Annotated in this window: 23 protein-coding genes, 3 tRNA genes and 1 pseudogene; 20 read left to right on the forward strand and 7 right to left on the reverse strand. The window is 37.3% G+C overall.

Annotated elements, in window-relative coordinates; all coding sequences use genetic code 11:
* Window positions 1-26 precede the first annotated feature (26 nt).
* The 20 genes and pseudogenes from Q9M50_11025 to Q9M50_11120 all read left to right on the forward strand — a co-directional run bounded on the left by Q9M50_11025 (window position 27) and on the right by Q9M50_11120 (window position 20,720).
* Window positions 27-3,200 (forward strand): methyl-accepting chemotaxis protein, encoded by a 3,174-nt coding sequence (locus Q9M50_11025; GenBank protein MDQ7091156.1) that lies wholly within the window; start codon window positions 27-29, stop codon window positions 3,198-3,200.
* Between the two features lie 14 nt (window positions 3,201-3,214).
* On the forward strand, window positions 3,215-3,742 hold the full coding sequence (locus Q9M50_11030) for a chemotaxis protein CheW (protein MDQ7091157.1): 528 nt from the start codon (window positions 3,215-3,217) through the stop codon (window positions 3,740-3,742).
* 37 nt (window positions 3,743-3,779) lie between these two features.
* Window positions 3,780-4,136, forward strand: coding sequence for a response regulator (locus Q9M50_11035; protein ID MDQ7091158.1), 357 nt, complete (start codon window positions 3,780-3,782; stop codon window positions 4,134-4,136).
* A gap of 11 nt (window positions 4,137-4,147) precedes the next feature.
* Window positions 4,148-7,105 carry a chemotaxis protein CheA gene (locus tag Q9M50_11040; GenBank protein ID MDQ7091159.1) on the forward strand — a complete coding sequence of 986 codons (2,958 nt, stop codon included), beginning with the start codon at window positions 4,148-4,150 and terminating at the stop codon, window positions 7,103-7,105.
* Window positions 7,106-7,155: 50 nt separating this feature from the next.
* Window positions 7,156-8,217, forward strand: coding sequence for a chemotaxis protein CheB (locus tag Q9M50_11045; GenBank protein MDQ7091160.1), 1,062 nt, complete (start codon window positions 7,156-7,158; stop codon window positions 8,215-8,217).
* Between the two features lie 15 nt (window positions 8,218-8,232).
* The gene (locus tag Q9M50_11050) at window positions 8,233-9,135 is read left to right on the forward strand and encodes an AAA family ATPase (protein ID MDQ7091161.1); all 903 of its coding nucleotides are present in this window, start codon (window positions 8,233-8,235) and stop codon (window positions 9,133-9,135) included.
* 221 nt (window positions 9,136-9,356) lie between these two features.
* On the forward strand, window positions 9,357-10,118 hold the full coding sequence (locus tag Q9M50_11055) for an ABC transporter permease (protein ID MDQ7091162.1): 762 nt from the start codon (window positions 9,357-9,359) through the stop codon (window positions 10,116-10,118).
* Window positions 10,118-10,909, forward strand: coding sequence for an ABC transporter ATP-binding protein (locus tag Q9M50_11060; GenBank protein ID MDQ7091163.1), 792 nt, complete (start codon window positions 10,118-10,120; stop codon window positions 10,907-10,909). The genes Q9M50_11055 and Q9M50_11060 overlap by 1 nt, the downstream gene beginning before the upstream one ends.
* Complete coding sequence (locus Q9M50_11065; protein MDQ7091164.1) at window positions 10,899-11,915, forward strand: ABC transporter substrate-binding protein; 1,017 nt, start codon at window positions 10,899-10,901, stop codon at window positions 11,913-11,915. The genes Q9M50_11060 and Q9M50_11065 overlap by 11 nt, the downstream gene beginning before the upstream one ends.
* Window positions 11,912-12,436 (forward strand): peptide deformylase, encoded by a 525-nt coding sequence (gene def, locus Q9M50_11070; protein MDQ7091165.1) that lies wholly within the window; start codon window positions 11,912-11,914, stop codon window positions 12,434-12,436. Before Q9M50_11065 ends, def begins: the two co-directional genes overlap by 4 nt.
* 19 nt (window positions 12,437-12,455) lie before the next feature.
* Window positions 12,456-13,862 (forward strand): glutamate--tRNA ligase, encoded by a 1,407-nt coding sequence (gltX, locus tag Q9M50_11075; protein MDQ7091166.1) that lies wholly within the window; start codon window positions 12,456-12,458, stop codon window positions 13,860-13,862.
* A 31-nt stretch (window positions 13,863-13,893) separates the two neighbouring features.
* Window positions 13,894-13,969 (forward strand) — tRNA-Ala (locus Q9M50_11080).
* Window positions 13,970-14,003: 34 nt separating this feature from the next.
* A tRNA-Glu gene (locus Q9M50_11085) sits at window positions 14,004-14,079 on the forward strand.
* A gap of 56 nt (window positions 14,080-14,135) precedes the next feature.
* A tRNA-Glu gene (locus tag Q9M50_11090) sits at window positions 14,136-14,211 on the forward strand.
* A gap of 237 nt (window positions 14,212-14,448) precedes the next feature.
* A pseudogene (locus Q9M50_11095) lies at window positions 14,449-14,568 on the forward strand (prepilin-type N-terminal cleavage/methylation domain-containing protein).
* 478 nt (window positions 14,569-15,046) lie between these two features.
* Window positions 15,047-16,336: a tRNA lysidine(34) synthetase TilS gene (gene tilS / locus Q9M50_11100; protein MDQ7091167.1), complete on the forward strand. Its 1,290-nt coding sequence runs from the start codon at window positions 15,047-15,049 to the stop codon at window positions 16,334-16,336.
* A 32-nt stretch (window positions 16,337-16,368) separates the two neighbouring features.
* Window positions 16,369-16,611: a HypC/HybG/HupF family hydrogenase formation chaperone gene (locus Q9M50_11105; GenBank protein MDQ7091168.1), complete on the forward strand. Its 243-nt coding sequence runs from the start codon at window positions 16,369-16,371 to the stop codon at window positions 16,609-16,611.
* A complete protein-coding gene (gene hypD / locus Q9M50_11110; GenBank protein ID MDQ7091169.1) occupies window positions 16,608-17,696 on the forward strand; it encodes a hydrogenase formation protein HypD in 1,089 nt (362 codons plus the stop codon). The genes Q9M50_11105 and hypD overlap by 4 nt, the downstream gene beginning before the upstream one ends.
* The gene (hypE, locus tag Q9M50_11115; GenBank protein ID MDQ7091170.1) at window positions 17,689-18,738 is read left to right on the forward strand and encodes a hydrogenase expression/formation protein HypE; all 1,050 of its coding nucleotides are present in this window, start codon (window positions 17,689-17,691) and stop codon (window positions 18,736-18,738) included. The genes hypD and hypE overlap by 8 nt, the downstream gene beginning before the upstream one ends.
* A 32-nt stretch (window positions 18,739-18,770) precedes the next feature.
* Complete coding sequence (locus Q9M50_11120; GenBank protein ID MDQ7091171.1) at window positions 18,771-20,720, forward strand: BRCT domain-containing protein; 1,950 nt, start codon at window positions 18,771-18,773, stop codon at window positions 20,718-20,720.
* A gap of 102 nt (window positions 20,721-20,822) precedes the next feature.
* Here the strand turns inward: Q9M50_11120 and Q9M50_11125 are convergent, their stop codons facing one another.
* The 7 genes from Q9M50_11125 to fusA all read right to left on the reverse strand — a co-directional run bounded on the left by Q9M50_11125 (window position 20,823) and on the right by fusA (window position 26,952).
* Window positions 20,823-21,152, reverse strand: coding sequence for a hypothetical protein (locus Q9M50_11125; GenBank protein MDQ7091172.1), 330 nt, complete (start codon window positions 21,150-21,152; stop codon window positions 20,823-20,825).
* Between the two features lie 359 nt (window positions 21,153-21,511).
* A complete protein-coding gene (locus Q9M50_11130) occupies window positions 21,512-21,937 on the reverse strand; it encodes a hypothetical protein (protein ID MDQ7091173.1) in 426 nt (141 codons plus the stop codon).
* A 699-nt stretch (window positions 21,938-22,636) separates the two neighbouring features.
* Window positions 22,637-22,849, reverse strand: coding sequence for a winged helix-turn-helix domain-containing protein (locus Q9M50_11135; protein ID MDQ7091174.1), 213 nt, complete (start codon window positions 22,847-22,849; stop codon window positions 22,637-22,639).
* A 5-nt stretch (window positions 22,850-22,854) separates the two neighbouring features.
* Window positions 22,855-23,145, reverse strand: a complete 291-nt coding sequence (gene minE / locus Q9M50_11140) for a cell division topological specificity factor MinE (protein ID MDQ7091175.1) — start codon at window positions 23,143-23,145, stop codon at window positions 22,855-22,857.
* Window positions 23,145-23,957 (reverse strand): septum site-determining protein MinD, encoded by an 813-nt coding sequence (minD, locus tag Q9M50_11145; protein ID MDQ7091176.1) that lies wholly within the window; start codon window positions 23,955-23,957, stop codon window positions 23,145-23,147. The genes minE and minD overlap by 1 nt, the downstream gene beginning before the upstream one ends.
* Window positions 23,958-23,982: 25 nt before the next feature.
* Window positions 23,983-24,708, reverse strand: coding sequence for a septum site-determining protein MinC (gene minC / locus Q9M50_11150; GenBank protein ID MDQ7091177.1), 726 nt, complete (start codon window positions 24,706-24,708; stop codon window positions 23,983-23,985).
* Between the two features lie 159 nt (window positions 24,709-24,867).
* On the reverse strand, window positions 24,868-26,952 hold the full coding sequence (gene fusA, locus Q9M50_11155) for an elongation factor G (GenBank protein ID MDQ7091178.1): 2,085 nt from the start codon (window positions 26,950-26,952) through the stop codon (window positions 24,868-24,870).
* Window positions 26,953-26,966: the final 14 nt, after the last annotated feature.

Below are 26,966 nucleotides of genomic sequence, written 5' to 3' on the forward strand. Positions count from 1 at the left end.
TATGATGACTCTATGAGGAAATTAAAATGAAATGGTTTAGAGACCTCAGTCTCAGGATAAGACTACTGGCTTTCTTCTTGGTTGTAGGGATTGTTCCTTTTGCAGTAAGTGGATTTATTGCGGCAACGAGTTCTTCTGCTGCTTTGGAAGAACAAATTTTTGACTCGTTAACAGCGGTTCGACAAGTAAAAAAAGAACGCCTTGAGTCTTATTTTGCTGCTCGTAAAGGGGATGTCTCGGTTTTGGCAAACACCGTATCTGCGATGAAAAATGAAGGGTTTAGTAAGCTAGAAGCTATTCAAGCGTTACAAAAAATTCAGCTTGAAGACTATTTCGATACTCGATTTAAATTAATGGCTGACGTACAACAAAATATACGTTTTACTGAGGGGGTAAAGTTGTTTTCAGCCGCTTTTAAGCAAGGTATAAAAAGTGAAGCGTATAGGGCATTATCCTCAACAAAAGAAAAGGGCTTTAAAACTTTTTTAGTTCAATCAGGTTTTTATGATCTTTTTTTAATTGATGCTGAAGGTAACGTTGTTTACAGTGTTGCGAAAGAGTCAGATTTTGGTGTTAATATTAAAACAGGTGCATTAAAGACATCAGGAATAGGACGTGTATTTACTAAATCACGAACACAAATTGTGATTGAGGATTTTTCGTGGTACGAGCCTTCTAAAGCCCAAGCTGCTTTTTTGGCCACGCCTTTAACAGACAATTCAGGACGATATATCGGAAGTGTTGTTTTTCAAATTTCAGCAGATCCTATTAATAAAATCACTCAACAACGAAGTGGTTTAGGTCAAACCGCTGAGAGTTATTTGGTGGGTCGATCGTCTGACAATAAAAACTCCTTGCGAAGTAAACGATTATTAAAGAAAGGTGGCGTTGGTGACGAAGAGTTAGGTGCAGACGTTAACTCGGTACTGGATGGCGATCAAGGACGGATTACTAAATCGGGCGGAACGGGGATATTAAAGATTAGTGTTTATACCCCACTTGAGATACCTGGTTTAAAATGGGGGATTATTTCTTCGGCAACTATGGAAGAGGTCGTTGTACCCAAGATAAAAGGGGAAGAGGAAGATTATCTGGTTAAGTATAAAAAAGCCTATGGTTATAATGATTTATTCTTAATTGATCCAAGTGGTTTTATTTTCTATACCACAGATCATGATTTAGAATATCGTACTAATATTTTGACAGGAATTTATTCATCAACCAATCTTGGAAAACTGATTGGTCAAATTAATAAATCTAAGACATTTGGGTTTGCTGATTTTAAACTTTATGCCCCTTCAAATAATTATCCTGCGGCTTTTGTGGCTCAACCGGTTGTTAAGGATGGAAAAGTAGAATTAATTGTTGTATTAAAGCTCTCTATTAAAAAAATTAACGAAGTCATGCAGCAACGTGCAGGGATGGGGGAAACGGGAGAAAGTTATTTGGTGGGTTCGGATAATTTAATGCGTTCTGATTCTGTTTTTGATAAAACACATAAAGTAAAAGCTTCATTTGAAAACCCGAATAACGGGAGTGTAAAAACTAAAGCGTTTAAAGAAGCCTTAGCGGGTAATGACGGTGCGATACGAATTGATAACTATCGGGGAGTTTCTGTATTATCGTCGTATACGCAATTAAAAGTTTTTAATACGACATGGGCTCTTATTGCTGAAATTGATGAAGACGAAGCGTTAAGTTCTGTAACCGCATTACGACGCTATATGATGATTTTAGGCTTAATTGTTGGAGTTTTGATTGTTGCCTTTGCTCTTTATGTTGCGAAATCAATTGCGAATCCGATTGTAAACATGGCGAATACGATTACAAAAATTGCTGAAAATAGAGATTTAACGCTAGATGTTCCCGTGGAATCGGATGATGAAATTGGACATATGTCGGTTGCGTTTAATAATATGATGCATATTATTCATGAAGCGTTTAAAACAGTAAATGAGTCCGCGTTTAAAGTGGCGGATGGTGCAGAAAACGTGGCAAGACGAGCAGCAGCAAATAGAGAGAGGGCGCAAAGTGAGTTAGTTCGTGCGCATGAATCGGTGGATATTATCTCAGAAATGGGAGGGACTGCACGTCAAGTGAGTCAGGCATCGGAAGCACAGAAAATGGCGGCAGAAACATCAACGATAACGATTACACGATTACTGGATTCAGTCTCAAAGGTATCAGAATTAGCGGCAACTCAGAATAAAGAGGCTACTGAAACCATGGTACGGGTATCTGAGATGGGGCAAATCGGAACGAAGGTTGTTGCAACCGCAAGAGAACAGGGGGCGATGGTAGCCCGGGTATCTTCAGCGGTAGCATCAATTACAGGGGCTGTGGAAAATATGAATAAAGCCGTTGGACAAGCCACAGAACATGGTAAAGCATCACTAATCGCCGCTGAAGAAGGTCGAAAATCAGTATCATCAACGGTAGAAGGGATGCAGGCTATTGCGGACTCATCTGAACAAATCTCTGATATTATCGGGGTAATTACTGAAATTGCTGAACAAACTAACTTATTAGCACTGAATGCTGCGATCGAAGCGGCAAGAGCGGGAGCGCATGGTAAAGGTTTTGCGGTGGTTGCGGATGAGGTAGGTAAACTAGCCCAACGTTCATCGGAAGCGGCAAAAGAAATTACCCAGTTGATTAAGGATTCAAGTGAAAGGGTTGCCGATGGGTCAAAACTGACTGATGAATCTCAACAATCATTGATTAAAATTGATGAAGGGGGTCGAGATAATATGCGAGCCATTGATGAGATTGAAAGAACGGCGGATGTTTTAGCACAAGGTACAGAGCAAGTACAAGGCCTGATGAAAGAACTTAATGTTTTGGCCGAACAAATTGCGGGTATGGCGGGCGAGCAGGGTGAGCGTCGTGAGGTTGCAGAAAAAGCATTATTATTATTACTTGAAGAATCAAATCGTATTACAGAATTAGTTGGTGAGGCGAATAAGGGTGCGAATGAAATTGGGACAGAAATGAATAGTATTGTATCGCGCACAGAGGAAATGAGTACGATGACAGATCAACAAGCAAAACGTTCTGCAAAAGTGGTAAATATTTCTAATTCATCCGCGCAGGCAGCAGAACAAACAGTGGAAGGAGCGGGAACCGTTGTAAAAATTACTGAGGGTTTACAAGATTTGTCAAAAGATCTAACAACTCAGGTCGAAAACTTCAAAATTTAGTCAAGGGGTTCAATATGACTGATAATTATAGAATGAGGGATGATACACTGGATAAGGAACAGCTTATTCAGATGGTCGGGTTTAAAATTGGTAAAGAAACATTTGGTGTCGATATTCTCATGGTACAAGAGATTATTCGTTCGGCACCCATTACTTATGTCCCTAATTCACCTGAATTTGTTGAGGGTGTGATTAATTTACGGGGAAGTATTATTCCCGTCATTGATTTACGGAAGCGATTAAACCTAAATACAGGTGATTATCGTCAAGAAACCGATTGGATTCTCATTTTAGATATAGGGGGTCGAATTACGGGTTTTATTGTTGATTGGGTCACAGATGTTATTAAAATTCAAGAAAATACAATAGATCCGCCCCCTGATATTCTGGTTGCAGGATTGCAAAGCCAGTATATTAGAGGCGTTTGTGAGGTTGAAGAGGCGCTATTGATTTTGTTAGATTTTAATCGTATTTTGTTAGTTGATGAAATTATAAAATTAAAAAATGTAAGCGTTGACCAAGAAAAAAATGAGGCAGGTTAGTGAAAGCGTATTTAGAGATTAATAAGGTGTATAGGTAATGGGAAAACGTATTTTAATTGTTGATGATTCCTCTATGATGCGCAAAATGATTACTAAAGTATTAACTAATCGTGGAGGTCATACAATTATTGGAGAAGCTAAAAATGGTCTTGAAGCGTTGGAGGAGTATAAAAGACTACAGCCTGATTTAATTACTATGGATATTACCATGGGAGAGATGGATGGCTTAAGTGCGGCGAGAGCTATTTTAGAGCATGATAGTCAGGCAAATATTTTATTTCTTTCAAATTTAGATAAAAATAAATATGGTGAGGATGTGGAGAGCATTGGTGCAATAGGATTTGTTAATAAGCACAAGTCTCAAGATATTCTTGATGTGATAGCGGCTAATTAAAAGGGCTGATAATGATTGATTTATCTTTACTTGAAGATTTTGTAATGGGGGCTGGGGAAAGTCTGGAAGAGATGGAAGCCGCTCTACTTACACTTGAATCAACGCCTGATGATAATGAATTACTTAATACCATCTTCAGAGCGATACATACAATTAAAGGTGCTGCTCAATTTGTAGGGTTGGAAAGGGCCTCTGCACTTAGTCATGCGTTAGAAGATTTACTTGATTTACTTCGAGAAGGTAAAAAACAGGTCACAATAGAAATTATTGCGCTTTTAATTCAAGCAAAAGATAGAATCACTTTATTAGTTACCGACTTAGAACGATCACAAACAGAAGAAACAGAAGTTAATGATTTAATTGCAAAGCTTAATGTCCATTTAGGTCTTGAACCTGTTGAAGCACCCTCTGATAGTCATGAGGATGCTTCGGTGCAAAATGAGGAAGAACTTACTTCCTTCTTATCAAATGATGAAGAACTTACTCCTTTTCTTTCAGAGGAAGAAGTTAGCGATGATATTGCCTCGTTTTTAAGTGATGATGCGTTAAATACGGATTCTTTTTTGTTAGAGGATAAGGAACAAACAACTGTTAGTTCTTTTTTAGAAGAAACGAATGAAAATGAAGCCACGAGTTCTTTTTTATCAGAAGATGATTTAACGCTGGGTAGCTTTCTATCAGAGGCAATTGATGAGCAAGAGAATAATTCATTTAATTTAAATGAAAATAATCAGCCGCCTTTATCATTTGAATTGGATAAAAATTTAAAATCACCTACGGATGAAGAATTTTCTATCCCTGAAGAAGAATACGATCAGGAGTTGTTTGGAATTTTTATTTCACAACTAGAAGAACAGTTTTCGGTATTGAAAGGTTGTCTCGTTCAGCCAGATAGTTTTCAGCATAAAAAAGAACTGCTTGAGACGGTGTTAAAAGCATTAGAAAGTCTTAAATTTTCTGCGAACTACATGACGTATGAAAAATTAACACATTTTTATGCAGGCTGGATCCATAAAGTTGTTAATGTTAAAGAAAATTTACACGTAACAGACGAGCTTTCGCTTACGTGTATAAAAGAATACTTACTTAGATTGCAGACTATTTTTCCGCAACTTAAAGAAAATAAAGTTGAGAGTGACTATGTCGCGCCTAAAAAAGTAGATGCCGTTGTTACCGATGTATTTAATGAAAAAAATATATCAGGCGGTGAATTAGCCTTTATTAATAATTTAGAGGTTCGAAATAAACAATCCCCACTCATAGTTGATAAACCTAAGAAAGAGAGCATCGACGATAATGACGGTGATTTATTTGATCGATTAAGCTCAGCATTGGATGCTTCTGTAATAGAGCAATCTATTACTTCGGTTCCTATCAATGAAGTTTTTAGTTCATTACTTGACTCAACCGTTGAACACCGAAAACACGTTAATGTTAATAAAGACAAAGGTTTAGTACTTGATGTTAAAACATTAGCGGAAGCTAATAAAGAACCGTTTAAACCGGTCGAAACATCAGAAGTATTAGACGTATTAGAACCTAAACGTGTGGTTGAAGATAAAACGTCTGTTGGGGCAAAAATAGAGCCTCCTTCCAAACCAGATATTGTTAAACCATCCCCAACTAAGACGGATGATAAAAAAGCGACCGCTGCCCCGCCAGCAACAGGTAAAGTTTTTAAGAAAAGTATTCGGGTTGATGCGGATAAAATTGATTCACTGATGAACCAAGTTGGCGAACTGATTGTGGATCGTGCTTATTTCTTTCAATTAGCCACAGAAATCTCGGAATTACAACAATATTTAAAAGAGACGGGGTTAGGACAAAAAGATCTTAAGCCTGTAAGAACGTTTGCTTATCGGTTTAGCGAAGCCATTATTTCATTAGGTCGAACCTCTAATGAGCTTCAAGAAGGCGTAATGAAGGTTAGAATGTTGCCTGTCGCGCAAATTTTTAACCGTTTTCCTCGTTTAGTCCATGATGTTGCAAATACGAATAATAAAAAAGTGAATTTAGATATTCGAGGAGAGGAAACTGAACTTGATAAAATGATTATTGAAGAAGTGGCCGATCCATTGATGCATATGATTAGAAATGCCATTGGACATGGCATAGAATTACCTGAAGATCGAATTAAGGCAGGGAAACCAGAAATTGGAACGTTAGTTTTAGAAGCCTTTCACGAAAGTAATCATATTGTTATAGAAGTAACGGATGATGGTCGTGGTATTGATGTTGAACGCATTAAAGTTAAAGCAGAGCAAATGGAATTGTTCACTAGAGATGAACTTGATCGAATGAGTACGAATGATCTAACGCGTTTTATTATGATGCCAGGTTTTTCAACCGCCAAAGAAATTAGTAGCACTTCAGGACGCGGTGTGGGCATGGATGTGGTTAAGAAAAATATTGAAAAACTTAATGGCACGATTGAGGTTGAATCGAAAAAAGGCATTGAAACTAAAATGCGTTTGAAAATTCCATTGACACTGGCTATTATTCCCGCTTTATTAGTGAAAGTAGGGGTTGATTCATTTACCATTCCATTGGCGAATGTTGAAGAAACATTGCGAGTTGAACACAATGAAGTTTCAATTATGGAAGAAACCGAAGTGATGTATCTACGTGGAAAAACAGTGCCTATTTTTCGCTTGGCAACGTTATTTTCATTAAAATCTGATAGTAAAATGGGTTTAGATGATTTTTTTGTGGTGATTGTTAACACGGGGACTCAAAAAATAGGGCTAATGGTTGATGCACTGATCGGGCAAGAAGAGGTTGTTATTAAACCCTTAGCCGATTATTTGTATGAACAAAACTGTTTTTCAGGTGCAACCATCATTGGTGATGGACGGATTTCTTTAATTTTAGATATTTATGAGTTGATTAATATGACAACCGATAAACAAATTAAAATGCATCGTAAACAAGAACAAAAATCATTAGCAACACTGGGAAATAAGACGTAATGTCTTATTTATTAATAGCTATGAATGTGTTTACTTAAGCAGAGAATATTGTGGCAGAAAAAATAAAGGTCTTGGTGGTTGATGATGCAAGTTTTATGGTTAAAGCTATTAGTGAAATTTTAAACTCTGATCCTGATATTGAAGTGGTGGGTTCAGCTAAAAATGGAAAATTGGCTTTAGATCAAATTAAAGCACTGAAACCTGATGTAATTACATTGGATGTTGATATGCCTGTTATGGATGGAATCAAGGCGGTTCGTCATATTATGCTAGGATGTCCTGTTCCTATTGTTATGTTAAGCTCGCTATTTAGTAATGGGGCGATTTCTTTTGAGGCATTAAGATTAGGTGTTGTTGATTTTTTACCTAAACCTTCAGGGGCTATCTCACAAGATATTCATAATGCGAAGCAGCAAATTATAAAACGTATAAAAATTGCGGTTTCAGTTAATATTCATAATATTCATCGTGTAAAAATTCAACCTACGAATGAATCTAGCGAATTAGACAACTATGCTTTTCAAAACTTAGATCATTTATTACTCTTAGGAACAACGTTAGGGGGACCTAATACGAGTATTCGTCTTTTTTCTAAATTGGCCCCTAAATTATCGACGGCTGCGATTATAGTACAAGAAATTTCACCTAAAATATTATCCGCTTTTGTCGAGGAATTTGATAAATACAGTGCATGGAATATGCGAGAAGCTGTTGATGGCGCTCTGTTAGAATCAGGCGTTTGTTATATTGCCTCAAATGAATATGCTATTTCATTAGAAGTTAGGGAAAATAATGAAGTTTTTTTAAAGCTTGTCGATGCCGTTGAAAAACCTTTAAATAAGCTTTTTTCTTCGGCTGCTCATGTGTTTGGTGAAAATACCATCGGTGTGTTATTGACAGGTATCGGTGATGACGGTTCAGAAGGTTTTTTAACCATTAAAGAAAAGTTAGGGGTTACGATTGCACAAAAAAGTGATACCTGTGTTTATCCTAATTTAGTAGAATGTGCCGTTGAACGAGGGTTAGTTGATAGGATTGTTGACGAAGCTGATCTTATTAATGATATAGACATGTTAATTAATGAGCATATAAATGATTTATCGTCGTCTTGAGTATAGAGTTTTTTAATGATTATTATTTGTGATAAATGTAAAACTAGGTTTCGGCTAGATATTAGTTTAATAAAAAAAACACTTTTTAAGGTACGGTGCTCAAAATGCAAGCATGTTTTTTCGGTTGATACGTCCCCTAAAGAGGAGGTTTATGAGCTAGAACAAACGAGTATAGAGCCTGAGAAAAAAATTATTACTATCTGTAATCATAAAGGGGGGGTTGCTAAAACATCGACGTGTTTAAATTTAGGCACATCGTTATCCCTCTTAGGTAAGCGAGTATTGTTGATTGATTTTGATGTACAAGCTAATTTGAGTTTGTTGTTAGGACAAAATAATCAATTTTCTTTTTATGAAATTATTCAAGAAGATATTGATATTTTAAAAGTAATTAAAAATGTGCGGACTAACTTATGGTTATTGCCTTCAAATAGTCGTATGGCCTTATTGGCAAAACAATGCTTGCAGCAAAAAGACTTCGGTTTTTTCTTACGAGATGCGTTAAAGCCGATAAAAGATCATTTCGATTATATTTTAATTGATACCCCGCCCTCGGTGAAATTTTTTACCCCCAATGCTTTGATGGCCGCTGATTTTGTTGTTATTCCAACACAAAGTGAGTTTTTATCAATGAATGGAGTATTGCAAACGGAAAATATTATTAAAGCGGTGGCAAAGACACATGCCATTGACTATAAGGTATTAGTAACCTTGTTTGATGAACGTAATACCGCTTCAAAAGTTATTTATTCTAAATTAAAGAAAAAATATCAAGGAAAAATATTTGAAACGGTCATTAATTTTGATTCTAAAATGCAAGAGTCTCAAATTGTTAATGAACCTATTGCCTACTATGATGAAAAAGCAATAGCGGCTAAGCAGTATCACGCCTTAGCAAAAGAAATTGAAGTTATCTAGGTGGTAAAAATGTTGAGTGTATAAAGACTGTAGAGACATGACACATTATATTAAAGACTGGCTGTAAAATGATTGGAATTAAGACGTTAGTATTTTAATGAGAGTGTCTATTAATTGAGTATTTTTATAGAATTAGCAAGCTAAAAATAATTTAATAAAACATATCTATCCACATGATGATAGTAGCGGTTAATTTCATCGTCTAAAAAAAGGAATCTTGAATGTTTCGTAGAGAAATTACTTTCCCTTTAATAACATTTCTATCTATTTTGTTAATTTGGGAATTAATAACGCGCTTTAGTGGCTGGAGTAACCAAGTGTTTCCAAGTCCTTTGGCGGTATTAATGAGTATGGGGGAGTTAATTAGTAATGGAGATCTATTAAAGCACTCTGTTGCAAGTTTATTTAGAGTCAGTGTCGGTTTTTTTCTAGCTGTTATTTCAGGTATTCCAGTTGGAATTATTTTAGGACGTTTACAAGTAGCAAAGCTTTTATTTAATCCTTTAGTTCATTTTTTGCGCCCTATTTCACCGTTAGCCTGGATACCTTTAGCCATGTTATGGTTTGGGATTGGCGACTTACCCGCCATCTTTTTGATATTTTTATCTAGTTTTTTCCCGATGGTGGTCGCAACAAGTGTTGCAGTTGAATCAATTAAACCTACTTTTTTTCAAGTAGCGGCTAATTTTAACTTTAATCGTTATGAAGTTATTACTAAAGTGGTTATGCCCGCTATTACCCCTGAAGTGACTACTGCATTAAGGCTAACGATTACCATTGCATGGTTAGTTGTGGTTGCCGCAGAAATGATTGCCGTACAATCGGGGTTGGGCTATATGATTTTAGACTCAAGAAATGCATTGCGAATGGACTATGTCATGGTAGGCATGATTGTTATAGGACTTATTGGTTTATTACTAGATTATATTATGCGAATATTAGGTAACATTGAATCGACTGCATGGGGAAGGTTGTCAAAATAATGAGTCATATACACATAAAAAACTTAAAAAAATCTTATATTGATAAAAGACGAATTGCTCGTTCAGATGATTCAGATAAGTCATCGGGAGTGATTAATGTTCTGGATAATATTAATTTAGAATTTGACGATGGAGAAATGGTTTGTATTTTAGGGCCCTCTGGGTGTGGTAAATCAACCTTATTACGGATGATTGCAGGCTTTGAATCACCCACTTCAGGTGAAGTACTCATTAATGGTCTGCCGATAGACGGGCCTCGTGCCGATAATATTTTTGTTTTTCAACATAGTGGCCTTTTACCTTGGATGACTGTTTGGGAAAATGTTGAATTAGGCTTACGTCATTTTGAGGATAAACAAAAAAAAGCGAATACGATTCGTGAATATATTAGCATGGTCGAATTAACTGGGTTTGAGCATCACTATCCTCACCAATTGTCAGGAGGCATGTTACGGCGTGCAGAACTAGCACGCGCGCTCGCCGTTAATCCTGATACTTTAATTATGGATGAGCCCTTTAGTGGCTTAGATTTTTTAACCCACATGAAAATTCGTGAAGAAGTGGTTAATATGCACGAATTTATTCGAAAAACAACGCTAGTTGTAACACATGATATTGATGATGCTTTAATTATGGGTGATAGAGTTATTGTTATGAGTGACCGACCTGCGGGCATTAAATTAGAGAAAAAATTAGATTTTGGTCGTCCACGAGATTTAGGGCAAGATCCCGAACTTAGAGAATTGCGTGATGAAATATTTTTTATGCTAGGTGTGAGTTATGCTATCTAAACTTGGATTACCTTGGAAAATAGCCATTGTCTCGCTAACGTGGTTATTTTTTATCTCATTTTTTCATTATCAATTAAATTTTGATCATGGAAGTAAAAAAACAGTTTATATGGGGTACATGCCCGTTATTACAAACTTAGCGACTCCGTTATTGGATTATGCAAGTAAAGATAATAAAGATGTTCGCTTTAAAGCGTTAAAATTTGCATCCTTTGCTGAAATGGCAGAATCATTACGCAATAAAAAAATTGATGCCGCGTTTATTATCGCGCCTTTATCGATTGTTTTAAGACAGCAAAATGAAGACATTAAAATTGTTTACATTGGTAATCGCCATGAAAGTACGTTAGTTACACGTAAAGGTTTAAAAGTTCGTTCATTAAGTGATTTGGCGGGCAGTAAAATTGCCGTTCCGATGCGTTATTCAGGACATAATATTGCCTTGCGAAAACTACTTAGAGAACGTGGATTAGAAAAACAAATTACTGTGGTTGAAATGAACCCACCTGATATGGCCTCTGCCTTATCAGCGGGCGCTTTGGATGCTTATTTTGTTGGTGAGCCTTTTGCCGTACAAACTTTAAAATCAGGTGAATCTGAAAAATTACTTTATGCCGAAGACATTTCAAAATATTTTATTTGTAACCTTGTTATTGTTAGAAATGACTTTATAACAGAAGATCCTGAAACTGTAAAAATGCTGGTTCAAGGCGCAATTCGTTCGGGTGTTTGGGCAGAAAAACATATTGATGAAACGGTGAAAATCGTATCGGATTACTGGAATCAGACAGAGGAACTGGTGAATTATGCGTTAACAAAGCCTAAGAATCGTACCCTCTTTGATCATTACATTCCACTAGAGTCTGAAATGCAAACAATGGCGGATGATATGGTTTCACTGGGTTTGTTAGAAAATAATGATATTACAGGTCTCATTGATGACCGCTTTGCTAAAGCCACTAAAGTTGATAATGTAACGGATGATTTAAAAAGTATTTTTGAATGAAACAAGACATTGTTCAATTAGGCGCGTCTGTTTTAAGAGCTAAAGCCAAAAATATTACTCAATTTGAAAGACCCGAATTGAAAACACTGGTTGATCACTTATTGTGTACCTTAGAAAGTTCAGAAGGGGTGGGTATTGCGGCCCCTCAAATAAATCAATCGTATTGTATTTTGATTATGTCCTCTAAACCGACGGCTCGTTATCCTAATGCCCCCGTAATGGAACCTACCATTATGATTAATCCGAGCTTTAAGGTGCGTGATGATACGCAACAAAAAGACTGGGAAGGGTGTTTAAGTATTCCAGGTATACGAGCCTTAGTGCCACGTTACCAACATATTTTAGTTCGTTACCAAACGATGAAAGCGGAATACCAAGAGTTAGCATTAAATGATTTTGTCGCTCGAATTTTTCAGCATGAATATGATCACTTACAGGGATTAGTTTATTTGGACAGAGTTAATAATAACCAAGATATTATTTCAGAAACTGAATTTTATAAACGCACTAAAAATAAATAAAACTTTTTAAAAATAATTTATGAGTATAAAAACACGCTTTGCCCCGAGTCCAACGGGTTATTTACATGTGGGAGGGGCGAGAACCGCTTTATTTTCTTGGCTTTACGCTAAAAAAAATAAGGGTGAATTTGTCTTAAGAATTGAAGATACGGACTTAGAACGTTCGACGCAAGAATCAGTAGATGCTATTTTAGAAGGCATGAGCTGGTTAGGGCTTGACTATGATGAAGGCCCTATTTATCAGACGCAACGATTTGATCGTTATCAAGCGATTATTCAAACCTTATTAGATCAAGGGGATGCCTACGTTTGCTCTTGTAGTAAAGAAAAGCTTGATGAAATGCGTGAGGGACAAAAGTCTCGTAAGGAAAAACCCCGTTATGATGGATGTTGTCGAAATAAAGAATACAAAAATGACACGGAAAATAGGGTCATTCGTTTTAAAAATCCTGAAATAGGGAATGTTGTTATTGATGATTTAGTTAAAGGGAAAATAACTATTAATAACAAGGAACTCGATGACCTAATTATAGCGCGTTCGGATGGAACGCCGACTTATAATTTAACCGTTGTCGTTGATGATATGGATATGAATATTTCGCATGTTATACGCGGGGACGATCATATTAATAATACGCCACGACAAATTAACATAGTAAAGGCACTGGGCGTAGAGTTACCGCACTATGCACATTTACCGATGATTTTAGGATCTGATGGCGCTCGACTTTCTAAGCGTCATGGTGCGGTTAGTGTGATGCAATATCGTGATGAAGGTTTTTTGCCTGAAGCGTTACTTAATTATTTAGTACGATTAGGCTGGTCGTCTGGCGATCAAGAAATATTTTCATTGGATGAAATGATTGAATTGTTTGATCTAAATGATGTAAACGTAGCTGCGTCAACGTTTAATCCTGAAAAATTGTTATGGCTTAATCATCACTATATTATGAATAGTGACCCTATTGAGGTTGCTAAACACTTAAATTGGCATTTAGACGCGTTAGGGATTGATTCGTCATTAGGGGCTGATCCTGTTTTATTGGTTAAAGCACAACGAGAGCGGTGTAAAACCTTAGTTGAAATGGCAAATGCGAGTCTTTATTTTTATAAAGATTTTGAGCAGTATGATGAAAAAGCGGCGAAGAAAAATTTTAAAACCGGCAGCGAAGTTGTTTTAGCGTCTCTTTTAAAGCAGTTTTCAATCCTTGAAGATTGGGATGGCGTGGTTTTACATCAAATTGTATTAGATACCGCAGAGGCTATGGAATTAAAATTAGGTAAAGTTGCACAACCTTTACGTGTTGCTGTGTGTGGATGTGCTGTATCACCGGCTATTGATGTTACTTTATCATTACTAGGGCGTGAGAGAGTCTTACAAAGAATAAAAACAGCGATAGATTATATAAAAAAGCTAGACAAATAAAAATTTGGCTGTATAATTAGTGAACTCAATTGGGGCCATAGCTCAATTGGGAGAGCGCAACACTGGCAGTGTTGAGGTCGGCGGTTCGATCCCGCCTGGCTCCACCATATTTTTTAAATATGGGAATATAAATTAGTCTTAGTCCCCATCGTCTAGAGGCCTAGGACACCGCCCTTTCACGGCGGTAACGGGGGTTCGAACCCCCCTAGGGACGCCAATTTTCAAGAGGTTTTAGTTTAAAGCCTTTAAGTAATAAGTTTTAAATCAGTCTTAGTCCCCATCGTCTAGAGGCCTAGGACACCGCCCTTTCACGGCGGTAACGGGGGTTCGAACCCCCCTTGGGACGCCAAATTTAAAGGTCTGCTATTTTTATAGTAGACCTTTTTTTATGTTTGTTAGTTAGAGTTGACATTTTATGTCAATAATTGACAGCTTATTGTTAGTTTATTTGTATTTAAAATTAACTTTTCTTTGCCTCTATAGTAAGTGGTTGAATAGTAACTCTTTTTAGTTTTTGGCATGTAATATGCTTTAGTTAAAGTGCTTATTATAATTATTCTCAAAACTGGAGAAAGACATGAAAACGATGAAAAGAAAAACAAATCAAAAAGGTTTTACCTTAATTGAATTGATGATTGTTGTAGCTATTATTGGTATTTTAGCTTCTATCGCGATTCCTGCGTATCAAGATTACATGACTCGTGCTAAATGGGGTAAGGCTGTTTCAAGTGTTGCTGCGCTTAAGTTAGCAGTTAGTGAGTGTTTAAATGATAACGCTAGTGATGCACAGCAATGTGATACATTAGGATCGGCTACCTCAGATCTAGGAAAGTATGGTTTTGCTAAGCCGCTAACTTTTACAACCAATAATGATATTGATAAGGTAGAACTTAAAGCTACATCAGCTGCTATTGTAGTGACAGGTCTCTCTCCATTATCTAAGTGCGAAGTAACATTTATACCTAGTGTAAATACAGAACTTCATAGTATTGAGTGGGTGATAGAGGCTCGATCTAAGGATGCTACACTAGCAGATAAAGTAAAGTGTGCTAGTTTTGTGAAAGGTTCAATAGCTAAATAAAATGTAGGGATACTCATTACCCACATTACAAGCTTGAATAGACCGTCTTTTAGGCAACTAAAAGGCGGTTTTTTTATTTTTAGCGTTTATAGGTCAAACTTGAATGCAGCTTTCCACAGAGTACCTAATCTCGGCAAAACATATTTATATTGCTTATAGTGGGGGTTTAGACTCACATGTCTTATTGCATTTATGCAGTGTTAACCCACAAATAAAAAATAAAATAACCGCTGTATATGTTCATCATGGTTTACAGAAAATAGCAGATGACTGGGCAGCCCATTGTCAACAGCAATCACAGTTATTAGAAATTGATTGTAAAATACTATCGATTGATGCAACAGCCTCTAAAGGTGAAAGCCCAGAAGAAGTTGCCCGTGAAGCGCGTTATCACGCTCTAAAAAAACTAATGGAAAAAGACGATGTTTTATTAGTTGCTCAACATCAAGATGACCAATTAGAAACCGTTTTATTACAATTATTTCGAGGGGCAGGCGTACAAGGCCTTTCTGCTATGGCGGAAATATCCGCGTTTGGTCAAGGACAGTTAATAAGACCTTTACTGAGTTATTCACAGCAATCGCTTAAAAACTATGCGATTGAACAACATTTACATTGGGTTGAAGATCCGAGTAATCAATGTGATGATTTTGAACGTAACTTCTTACGCAATCAAATCATTCCATCTTTAAAAACACATTGGCCGACATTGGATAAAACGGTTGCACGAAGTGCAAAGCATTGTGCAAATGCTCAACAGCTATTAACCGAGGTCGCGACTCAATTATTAACGAAACTCATTAATGTTGATAACAGTTTATCCATTGATGGTTTGTTGTTACTAAATTCCCCACAGCAATCCTTAGTCATTCGACAATGGTTTGCCGCTCTAAACTTAAAAATGCCCAGTGTTACGTTTATAGCGCAACTGTTTAACGATGTCATTGCTGCAAAAAAAAGTTCAAATCCTATTTTAAAACGCAATGATTGTCATATTCGACGTTATCAAAATAAGCTTTATTGCCTAAATCCAGAAAATAATAGTGTTAAATCGCAAATTTGGTTACAATCGGATTTACATTTATCATTATCTCAAACGCATTCTTTACAGCGGCTGCCTTCAAAACAGGGTATTTCGCAACACTTATGGCACATTTCAACGGTTAGCATCCGTTATCGCATAGGGGGGGAGAAAATAAACCTGCCCTATCGTAGAGGACATCACACATTAAAAAAATTATTTCAAGAAGTGGGGATTCCACCGTGGGAACGTGAACAAATTCCGTTAATTTATTTTGATGATAAATTAGTCGCAGTGGCTGATTTATGGATAGATTCATACTCAGTGGGTCTGACGGATGAAGATTGCTATCAACTTAAATGGCACCGATAACGTTTAAATTTTAAAAAGGATCACTTTCTATTATGTGTTTAGCTGTACTAGGTCAAATAATCGCAATTTCGGGGGATGAGCCTCTTTATCGAATGGGAAAGGTCACCTTTTCGGGGATCAAAAAAGAAATCAGTCTCGCTTATTTACCCGAAGCAAAATTAAATGATTATGTCATTGTTCACGCAGGTTTTGCATTGTCTATTATTGATGAAAATGAGGCGCGTGAAAGTTTAAACGTGTTTCAAGCATTGGAAGAGTTTGAGGCAAATTTGTGAAATTTGTTGATGAATATCGTAATACAGATACCGCAAAACGATGGTTAAAGGCGATTAACACGATAACCACTCGCCCATGGACGATTATGGAAGTCTGTGGGGGGCAAACACACAGTCTTATAAAATATGGGATTGACCAATTGTTGCCGAAGAACATCACGCTTATTCACGGCCCAGGTTGTCCCGTTTGTGTTACGCCGTTACATACCCTTGATAAAGCCCTCGCAATAGCGAAACAATCGAATGTTATTTTTTGCTCTTTTGGGGATATGTTACGCGTTCCAGGATCAACCGAGGATTTATTAACTTTAAAAGCGAAAGGGGCGGATATTCGTATTGTTTACTCCCCTTTAGATAGCCTTAAAATGGCACAAGATAATCCTGATAAAAAAGTCGTTTTTTTTGGGGTGGGTTTTGAAACCACAGCCCCCACCGTTGCATTAACACTCTATCAAGCCAAACAATTAGCCTTAACTAATTTTTCAGTTTTGGCGACTCATGTTCGCGTTCCACCTGTGATGAAAGCCTTATTGGATGATAAAGATCATTGTGTTCAAGGTTTTTTAGGGGCAGGGCATGTATGTACGATTATGGGTTATCATGAATACATTCCTTTAGCGAACGACTATAAAATTCCGATTGTGATTACAGGCTTTGAACCCGTGGATTTATTACAAGGTATTTATTTTTGCATTAAACAATTGGAATTAGGGGAATCTCAGGTTGAAAACCAATACAGTCGAGTGGTCACTCAACAAGGTAATCCATCGGCGCAGCAATTATTGCAACAGGTTTTTACGGTGGTTGACCAGCAGTGGCGTGGATTGGGTCTAATTCCTAACAGTGGTTTAACGCTTTCGGCGGATTATCAACAGTGGAATGCAGAAGCCCATTTTCCAGTCACCGAAATTAATACCCAAGAACCCAAAGAGTGCCGAAGTGGTGAGGTTTTAAAAGGATTATTGAAACCGAATGCGTGTCCAGAATTTGCTAAAACCTGTTACCCAGAACATCCTTTAGGAGCAACGATGGTTTCTTCTGAAGGGGCTTGTGCTGCTTATTACCGTTACCGATCTCATGACTAAATTAACTTTAAATTGTCTTTTACCACACCAACCGCAACGTATTGTGATGGCGCATGGCGGCGGTGGACGAATGATGCAACAACTCATTGATACCGTTATTCGACCTGCCTTCGATAATACTATTTTAAATCAAAAACATGATAGCGCCGTTATTAATATTGACCCATCAACCATTGCATTGACCACAGATTCTTATGTGGTTAAGCCCTTATTTTTTTCAGGCGGCGATATTGGAAAATTAGCCGTTTGTGGAACATTGAATGATCTAGCGATGAGTGGTGCAAAGCCTTTATATATCACCTGTTCATTGATTATTGAAGAGGGGTTTTTAATAGCGGATTTACAACGAATTCTTGAATCAATGCAGCAAGTGGCGATACAAGCAGGGGTTAAAATCGTTACGGGGGATACCAAAGTGGTTGAACGGGGTAAAGGCGATGGTTTATATCTTAATACCGCAGGTATTGGCGTTATTGCGGATAATATTGCGATGGGAGCTAATAACATTCAATTAGGCGATCAAATTATTATTAGCAGTGATATTGCCCGTCATGGGATGGCAATCATGTTGGAACGTGAAGGCATTGATTTTGAACATGATTTGAAAAGTGATTGCGCGGATGTTTCAGGGTTGGTACAAATTTTAATGAATCAAGGGCTTGAATTGCATTGTTTACGGGATTTAACCCGTGGGGGGCTTGCAAGTGGTTTAATTGAATTAGCCACGGATGCGACATTAAATTTTGAAATTAATGAAGAGGCGTTACCGATAGATGAAAGTGTTCAGAGTGCCTGTGAAATTTTAGGCTTTGATCCTTTATATGTTGCGAATGAAGGCTGTTTTGTTCTTTTTGTCCCCGAATTTGAAATGGAAAAAACATTAAATTGTTTACATCAACATCCTTTAGGACGACAAGCACAGAGGATAGGCGCGGTGACGGCGATGAATAATAACAAGGGAATAGTGACCCTTAAAACCGTTCTCGGAGGCCATCGTGTTTTAGATTTATTAAGCGGCGAACAACTCCCCCGTATTTGTTAATGATAGCGACTTTAAAAAAATGATAATCACTTATGTTTAATACGAACCAACAGCAAATTTTTCAACAAATAAAAGCAAAGATCCTCCATTTAACGGAACAACAAATTTTTGATAGCGCGAAAAATAAACACGCCAAAACATTGTCTACATCGGAGCTTATCGAATTTTTACAGGTCAGTAATGCACTTTACAGAAGTGGTGAGCCTTTAATAAGCGATGCGGATTATGATTTTATTTTTTTAGCCGAACTTAAAAACCGTGAGCCTCAGCATGAACTGATTAATCAAGTAGAACCTGAGCCACCTACCGCTCAAAAAACAGTGATTTTGCCTGAAAAAATGCTGTCTACTGAGAAAGCCTATCATTTAGAAGACATAAAACGCTGGTTAAAGCGAATTGAAAAATCCGCGTTAAGTCTTAATAAATCGGTTGATAAATTGGTGTTTAGAGTTACGCCTAAGCTGGATGGTTATGCTGCTTATGATGATGGTCAAACATTATATACGCGGGGCGATGGCACAAAAGGGACGGATATAACTCGTGCGGTTACGCGTGGACTGCAAGTGGCTAATCAAGGAAAACGAGGCTTAGGGGCGGGTGAAATCGTTATTAGTAAAACGTATTTTAAAGAAAAATTAGCGGAACAATTTGATAATAGTCGTAATTTTCAAGCCAGTATTATTAAAGAGAAAGCGTTAAGTCCTCATGCGGAATTGGCGATAAAATCAGGCGCGGCGGTCTTTTTTCCTTTTCGTCTTTTACCTGATTGGCAGGGAGATTCGGTTTCACTCTTAAAAAACTTTGATTGTATTAGTAACGATATTTGGCATCAAACTGATTATGACGTTGATGGCATCGTTTTAGAAGTCACGGATACGGATATAAAGCAGGCGATGGGGGCAACACGGCATCATCATCGTTGGCAAATTGCGTATAAAGAAAATCGGGCGACGGCTGAGGTTAAAGTGTTAAGAGTTACGCCGCAAACATCACGTTCAGGGCGGATTACTCCTGTTGCTGAATTAGAACCTGTACGGTTAAGCGGGGCATTATTACAACGTGCAACGGTTCATCATTATAAAATGGTTCTGGATAAAGGCATTGGCGAAGGTGCGATTATTGAGCTTGCGCGTAGTGGTGAAGTTATTCCCAAAATTGAAAAGGTTTTAAAGTCGGTCGTGCCACAAATTCCTAAAACCTGCCCCAGTTGTGAGCATGATTTAATCTGGGAGGGGGATTTTTTGATGTGTACGAATCATTTAACGTGTTCGGCACAACTGACAAATACAATGGAATATTTTTTTAAAACGTTGGGAAATAATGATGGTTTGGGTTCTGCGACGATTTCAAAATTATATGACCATAATATTAATACGATTGCCGATATTTACGCCTTAAAAGCAGATGAATTTGAAGCCTTTGGTTTTGGTGCGAAGCAGTCTTCAAATTTAGTTGAGCAGCTTCTTAGAAGTCGCACTGAAATAATAGAGGATTGGCGTTTTTTAGCAGCCTTTGGAATTTTTAGAATGGGGCGGGGAAATTGTGAAAAGTTATTAACCCATTATTCCTTATTAGATTTATTTACGTTAACGGAACAGGATATTATCCGTGTTGAAGGTTTTGCTGAAAAAACGGCAACGGTTGTTATTCAAGAGTTAGTAAAAATTAAACCGTTATTTGATATTATTTACGGGTTAAATTTTAGTTTACAACGCAGTGAAATTGTCACGGTTATTGAAGGTGAGTCGCTCGTACTTGCAGGGAAAACGGTTGTTTTTACAGGGGCTATGCAGCAAGGTTCGCGTGATGAAATGAAAAAACAAGCCAAGGCTTTAGGGGCAAAAGTTGGGAGTACGGTCACAGGGAAGACAGATTGGCTGATTGTGGGTGAAAAAGTAGGGGCGAGTAAATTAAAAGCGGCGGAAGAAAAAGGTGTGATTATTTTAACGGAAGCGGTTTATTTAGAGCAACTTGAAAACTAGTTTCTAGGGGGATTATTTTTTACAATGGGGGGTAATTCAGCATTCATTTTTAATTAATCGGGCTTCTTCATTGCGAGGTGGGGTGGCTACCTGACTTAAGTTTCAATCTGCCCAATTTGTAAAGTAGTTCTTTTGAATGCAAAAATTATACATACCTTGCTTAGTAAGTTCTCGATGAATACTACAACGTATAATTACACCATTATCAATATTAAGTGCATTTAAAGGTTGTGTTACAACACTTTCAATGTGAGCAAATTCAACCTCACTTTTATTTGAAAAATAATTTCCAGAAAACGCACACTGTGTAATATCGTATGCTGCTATACGTTGACTTTTAAGAAGTGGACGGTTATTTCTAATGTCTTCAAGAAAAATATCTTTTAAATCTCTAACTTTAGCAAGATTTATTATTCTTTCGTATGCTTGCATTGCAACATTCAAGTACTGTTTAGTTTTGCCGTTGGAAAATGCTATTCTGGCATCAATGAAAGCTCGAAGTGTAGGGCCTGAAATATGTTCTTCTCCTGCAATTTCAATGATTTCGGCGGGCGATATTATACTTGGTAAATTAATGGTCTTTCAGCACCTGAATTTCCTGTTCTTAGAATTGTTGATAGACCGTTAATTTTAATATAAGGAATTCCATTTACGCAAAATTTTGTATTTACAAAGAAAGCGTTAACAATTGCCGTAATATGCCCATGACTTAATATCCCCGTGGTAACATTAGCAATATGATTAAGTTCTGGTCTATCAACTAAATCGTTTAATTGATGGTAGATTATCTGTCATGCTTTACCAACCATTCTGTTATAAATTTTATTTATTTTCTGCATGACCTCATCATAATCAAGCGAATTATCCCCAATATTTTTATCTGGGTGAAATATTTTTTGAAATTTTGTTTTCCATTCTTTCGCAGCATTTTTATCTATGTAGTGTTTCTTTTTAATACCTAATTCTTCATCAAAAATATTTCCTTGATGTTTTAGTATTAGGAAAGCAAACTTATGTTTCTCTGATTTAAAAAATTGCTCATCAGACTGATATTTTAGTATTTTTTGAAATGCCTTAACTACTTTCAAAAGATTATCTTTTGTCTCTATGTTTAATAAACCTTTAAGGTCAGTATCATTGATAACTTCATCTTTTAAACTATCGTATTTATTTTTTAAATCACTTTCAGGAACGGAAAGCCAAAAATACTTATTCATTATGATTTTCCTTAGTTAGTGAGATTGTTGAATGTTATTTTGAAACTTAACGCTAAAATTAAGCAGTGGATAAAATAGACGTAGATTTTATGTCTTTTTAAAAAGACATGACGCTTTTAGAAAGTGGTGCTATAGGTTTGAGTGAGGTACGAACCTCAACATTTTTTAACGTTAAGACCGTTAAAAAGGTAACACAATATATATTAAATAATTGTTGGAGTTCGTATCTCACTCCAACCTACCGTGCTAAATAATTAATTTAAGTAGTTTATTAGAAACGGGTGTAAAAACATATTTACCAGAAAGATCCCATAATTCGTCCGCACTCTCTTTAGCTAATAACCCCAGAGTAATTAAACCCATTGCATGTTCACCATCTATTTTTCAACTCTAGCTTGATGCCTTGCTTGTATTAGCTAGTGTATTAATCAGTATTGGAAGTAACGCAGTGGGAGAAGCGTGTTGGTAAACTCATAGTAAATAATGAGCTTGATAAATTTTCTACTTTTGACTCTTTTTTCATATAGATTTTTGAGGTAGCCTAACAATTGATTGGTTTTTCCCGAATAACCCGACATGGCTAAAAATTCAGGTAACCTTTGCCCATTTTTAATTTTTTCAGAGCATGTACTGGGTTTCGCTACTGCTCTACCCAGCCTACAAATTGATTTTTATCTTATAGATGATTTTCAGACACTATTAATCGCTTATTCCTTCTTTCAGCGATAACGTTTCTACCCGACCATCGACTTCAATGATAAGTTTTTCTTCTCTTGATAACCAACCAATAGCACGTTGAAGATCATTTTTAGAAATACCCGTTTCTTTTATAATCCGTGAAGGACTCGCAGATTTATTTTTATCTAAGTAAGCCCATAGTTTCCCCGCTGCTTTTCCAATTGTTTTTGACATAGTGATTACCTTTCGTTTTTAGTTGAAATAATTTTTTTTGATGGTTCTTCATCGGGAAAAATAACGTTAATTTCTAACGTTTCTCTTTCGTCATCTTGATCTAAATTAACAAAAATACTGGTTTCTGGAACCTTGAAATATTTTTGGATCACTTCCATTAGTTCTTGTTTTAATTTAGGAAGGTAGGCAGGTTGACTTAATGACGCGCGTTCATGAGCGACTAAAATTTGCAATCGTTCTTTTGCAATAGAAGCCGATGAAGGTTTGGCATTTTTGAAGAAGTCTAATAAGCGCATTATTTCCCCCTAAAAAATTTATCAAATAGTCCTTTTTTTTCTTTTGTAAGAAACCGATGCGGTTTATCATCACCCAAATAACGCGCTACAATATCCATATAAGCCTGACCCGCATTACTTTTTTCATCCAAAATCACAGGAATACCTGAGTTGGACGCATTTAAAACGGATCTGGATTCAGGAATAACGCCCAATAAAGGCAGGGATAATATTTCTTGAACATCATCAACGCTTAACATTTCCCCTAAATCAACTCTCTCAGGTGAATAGCGTGATAATAATAAATATTCTTTTATCGGTTCACGGCCTTCTTCAGCGCGTAAGGATTTACTGGCTAAGACCCCTAACATTCTATCGGCATCTCTAACGGATGAAACTTCAGGGTTCGTGACGACAAAAGCATCATCGGCAAAATACATTGCATAATAAGCCCCAAGCTCGATTCCTGCGGGGGAGTCGCAAATAATATATTTAAAGTCCTTGGAGAGTTCCGTTAATATTTTTTCGACCCCTTCTTTTGTCAGCGCGTCTTTATCGCGAGTTTGAGAGGCGGGTAAAATGGATAATAAATTGCAACGTTTATCACGAATTAAGGCTTGATTTAAAGTGGCTTCGCCATTAATGACATTAATGAAGTCATAAATAACTCGACGTTCACAACCCATAATCAAATCTAAATTACGCAGCCCCACGTCAAAATCAATCACCGCTGTTTTAAGGCCTTTTTTTGCAAGTCCCATTGCAATTGCCGCACTTGTTGTTGTTTTTCCTACGCCACCTTTACCTGATGTAACGACGATGATTCTGGCCAATGTTTTATCCTCTAAAAACGTTACGTTATAAGGGTTGAATAATTAATGATTTTTTTTGTAAAAAAATCTGTACCGCTTTGTTCGCTATGACGGTCTCTAAATCATCTCTAACACGGTAGTTACCTGCAATTGAGATGAGTTCAGGCTGTAAGTCGCTGCAAAAAATACGACTATGAATATTTCCCTGTACACCCGCTAAAGCACGACCTCGTAATGAGGCGTAAATATGAATACTCCCTTCGGCCATAACTTCGGCCCCTGCACTCACTTGCGCTAAAATAGTTAAATCCCCTTTAGAATAAATACGCTGTCCTGAGCGAACAGGCGAGGTGATTAATTTATTTTCAATCGCTTCTATTTGGGGGGGCGATGTTTCATTATTGGACGGAGGTTGGCTGGCAAGCTTTAAGTTATTAAGTAACCGTACCGATAAAAGAGGGAGTCCAAGATTCGTTGCGGTTTCGTGTTGTTTAGAGGTTCCACCTTGTACACCGATGGGAAATAACTGTAATTGCCGTAAAGTTTCAATCAATGTTTGTATGTCAAGGTATTGAGTGATGGCTAAGTTTAAATCAATAATCAGGGGCGAGTGTTTAAAAAAATCAGGGGCTTGTGAAATTTTTTCATGCAGTTCTTTTTTTATTTCAAGCAAACTATCACTGTTCAACACGAGTACAGGGATATTAAAAGAACTACTCTTAAATTCTAATGTCGTTTTAGAAACGATGTGAAGCGGAGTGGTTGCTAACATTTTATAAGTGATGGTTTTAGTGAAATGTTAAAATGATTTTATCACCGCTAACAAAAAAAATCATCGCTCTAGGTTAAATAATCTAGTTTTATGAGGAGACTAGAGGGTAGAGACGTGAAGAATCACGCCTCTACTGTTCTATAATTTAGAGGTAATAACTTATTTTTTATCGTTACGTTCTCTAACTTCTTTAATTACGTCTTCTGAAATATTTTTAGGACACGGTAAGTAATGTGAAAATTCCATTGAAAACTGACCGCGACCTGAAGTCATGGTACGTAAGTCGCCAATGTAACCAAACATTTCACTTAGAGGAACGTCGGCTTTAATGCGAACACCTGTGACATTCGCTTCTTGTGATTTAATCATTCCACGACGACGGTTTAAATCACCAATCACATCACCGACATGATCTTCAGGTGTGAAAACATCAACTTTCATAATCGGCTCAATTAACTGAGGCCCTGCTTTTGGAAGTGATTGTCTGTAAGCGGCTTTTGCGGCAATTTCAAAGGCAACGGCTGAGGAGTCAACGGCATGAAACGCGCCATCTAATAAGGTCACTTTGAAATCTAAACAAGGGAAACCTGCTAAGACACCTTGGTGAATACTATTTTTAAATCCTTTTTCAACCGCAGGCCAAAATTCTCTAGGAACGTTACCGCCCGTGACTTTTGATTCAAATATAAAACCCGTACCTGGCTCACCTGGCTCAATCATATAATCAATTTTACCAAATTGACCCGATCCACCTGATTGTTTTTTATGTGTGTAGCTGTCTTCAATGACTTTAGTAATCGTTTCGCGATACGCAACTTGAGGCTTACCAACTTCAACATTAATGCCATGAGTCCGTTTTAGAATATCAACTTTAATATCTAAATGTAATTCACCCATGCCTTTAAGAATGGTTTCACCACTGTCTTCATCCGTTTCTACCCGAAAAGAAGGATCTTCTGCAATCATTTTACCAATCGCAATCCCCATTTTTTCAGAACCCGCTTTATCAGTAGGGGCGACTGCAATTGAGATAACAGGATCTGGGAAGACCATAGGCTCTAAGGTTGCTGGCGACTTAGGGTCACATAAGGTATGCCCTGTTTGTACATTTTTCATGCCAACAATAGCGATAATATCACCCGCTTGCGCACTGTCTAGCTCGATACGCTCATCGGCGTGCATTTCAACCATTCGGCCTACGCGCTCAGTTTTGCCAGTATAGCTATTTAGAATGGTATCGCCTTTATTCAATTTACCTGAATAGATACGGATAAAGGTTAACGCACCGTAACGATCATCCATAATTTTGAACGCTAACGCACGGAACGGGTTTTCAATATCAACAATCGCAAATTTACCTGTTTCTTCACCTTCATCATCGACTTCAGGTTGAGGTTTAACTTCTGTTGGCGACGGTAGATAATCAATAATCCCATTTAAGACTAATTGAATCCCTTTATTTTTAAAAGCAGACCCGCAATAGGTTGGGAAGAAATTAAGATTAATCGTCCCTTTACGGATACACGCCTGAATCATGTCCATAGAAGGTTCTTCACCGTCCAGATACATTTCCAAAGCCTCATCACTCTGCTCAACAGCCGTTTCGATAAGTTTTTCACGCCATTCTTCAACGGTGTCCACCATATCAGCGGGAACGTCTTGAAGTTCATAATTAACTGGGTCACCTGAGTTATCCCACACCCATGCTTTACGGGTTAATAAATCAACGACACCGATAAAATCATCTTCTGTACCAATCGGTAATACCATGACTAAAGGATTTGCACCCAGTACCTCTTTAACTTGCTTGGTCACGCGATAAAAATCAGCGCCTAAACGGTCGAGTTTATTAATAAAAATAACCCGCGCCACTTCGGAGTCATTTGCATAACGCCAGTTAGTTTCAGACTGAGGTTCAACACCACCTGAACCACAAAATACACCGACACCGCCATCAAGAACTTTTAATGAACGATAAACTTCAATGGTAAAGTCAACGTGTCCTGGGGTATCAATAATATTAAAACGATGATCGTTCCAGAAACATGACGTTGCAGCAGATTGAATGGTAATCCCACGCTCTTGCTCTTGTTCCATGAAGTCAGTCGTTGCCGCCCCATCATGTACTTCGCCAAGCTTATGAATTTTACCTGTAAGCTTTAAAATACGTTCAGTGGTGGTGGTTTTACCCGCATCAACGTGCGCGAAAATACCAATGTTTCTATAAAGGGATAAATCTGTCATGGTTATACTCTAAA

The sequence above is a fragment of the Methylococcales bacterium genome, assembly GCA_030949405.1.
Lineage (GTDB): Bacteria > Pseudomonadota > Gammaproteobacteria > Methylococcales > Methylomonadaceae > WTBX01.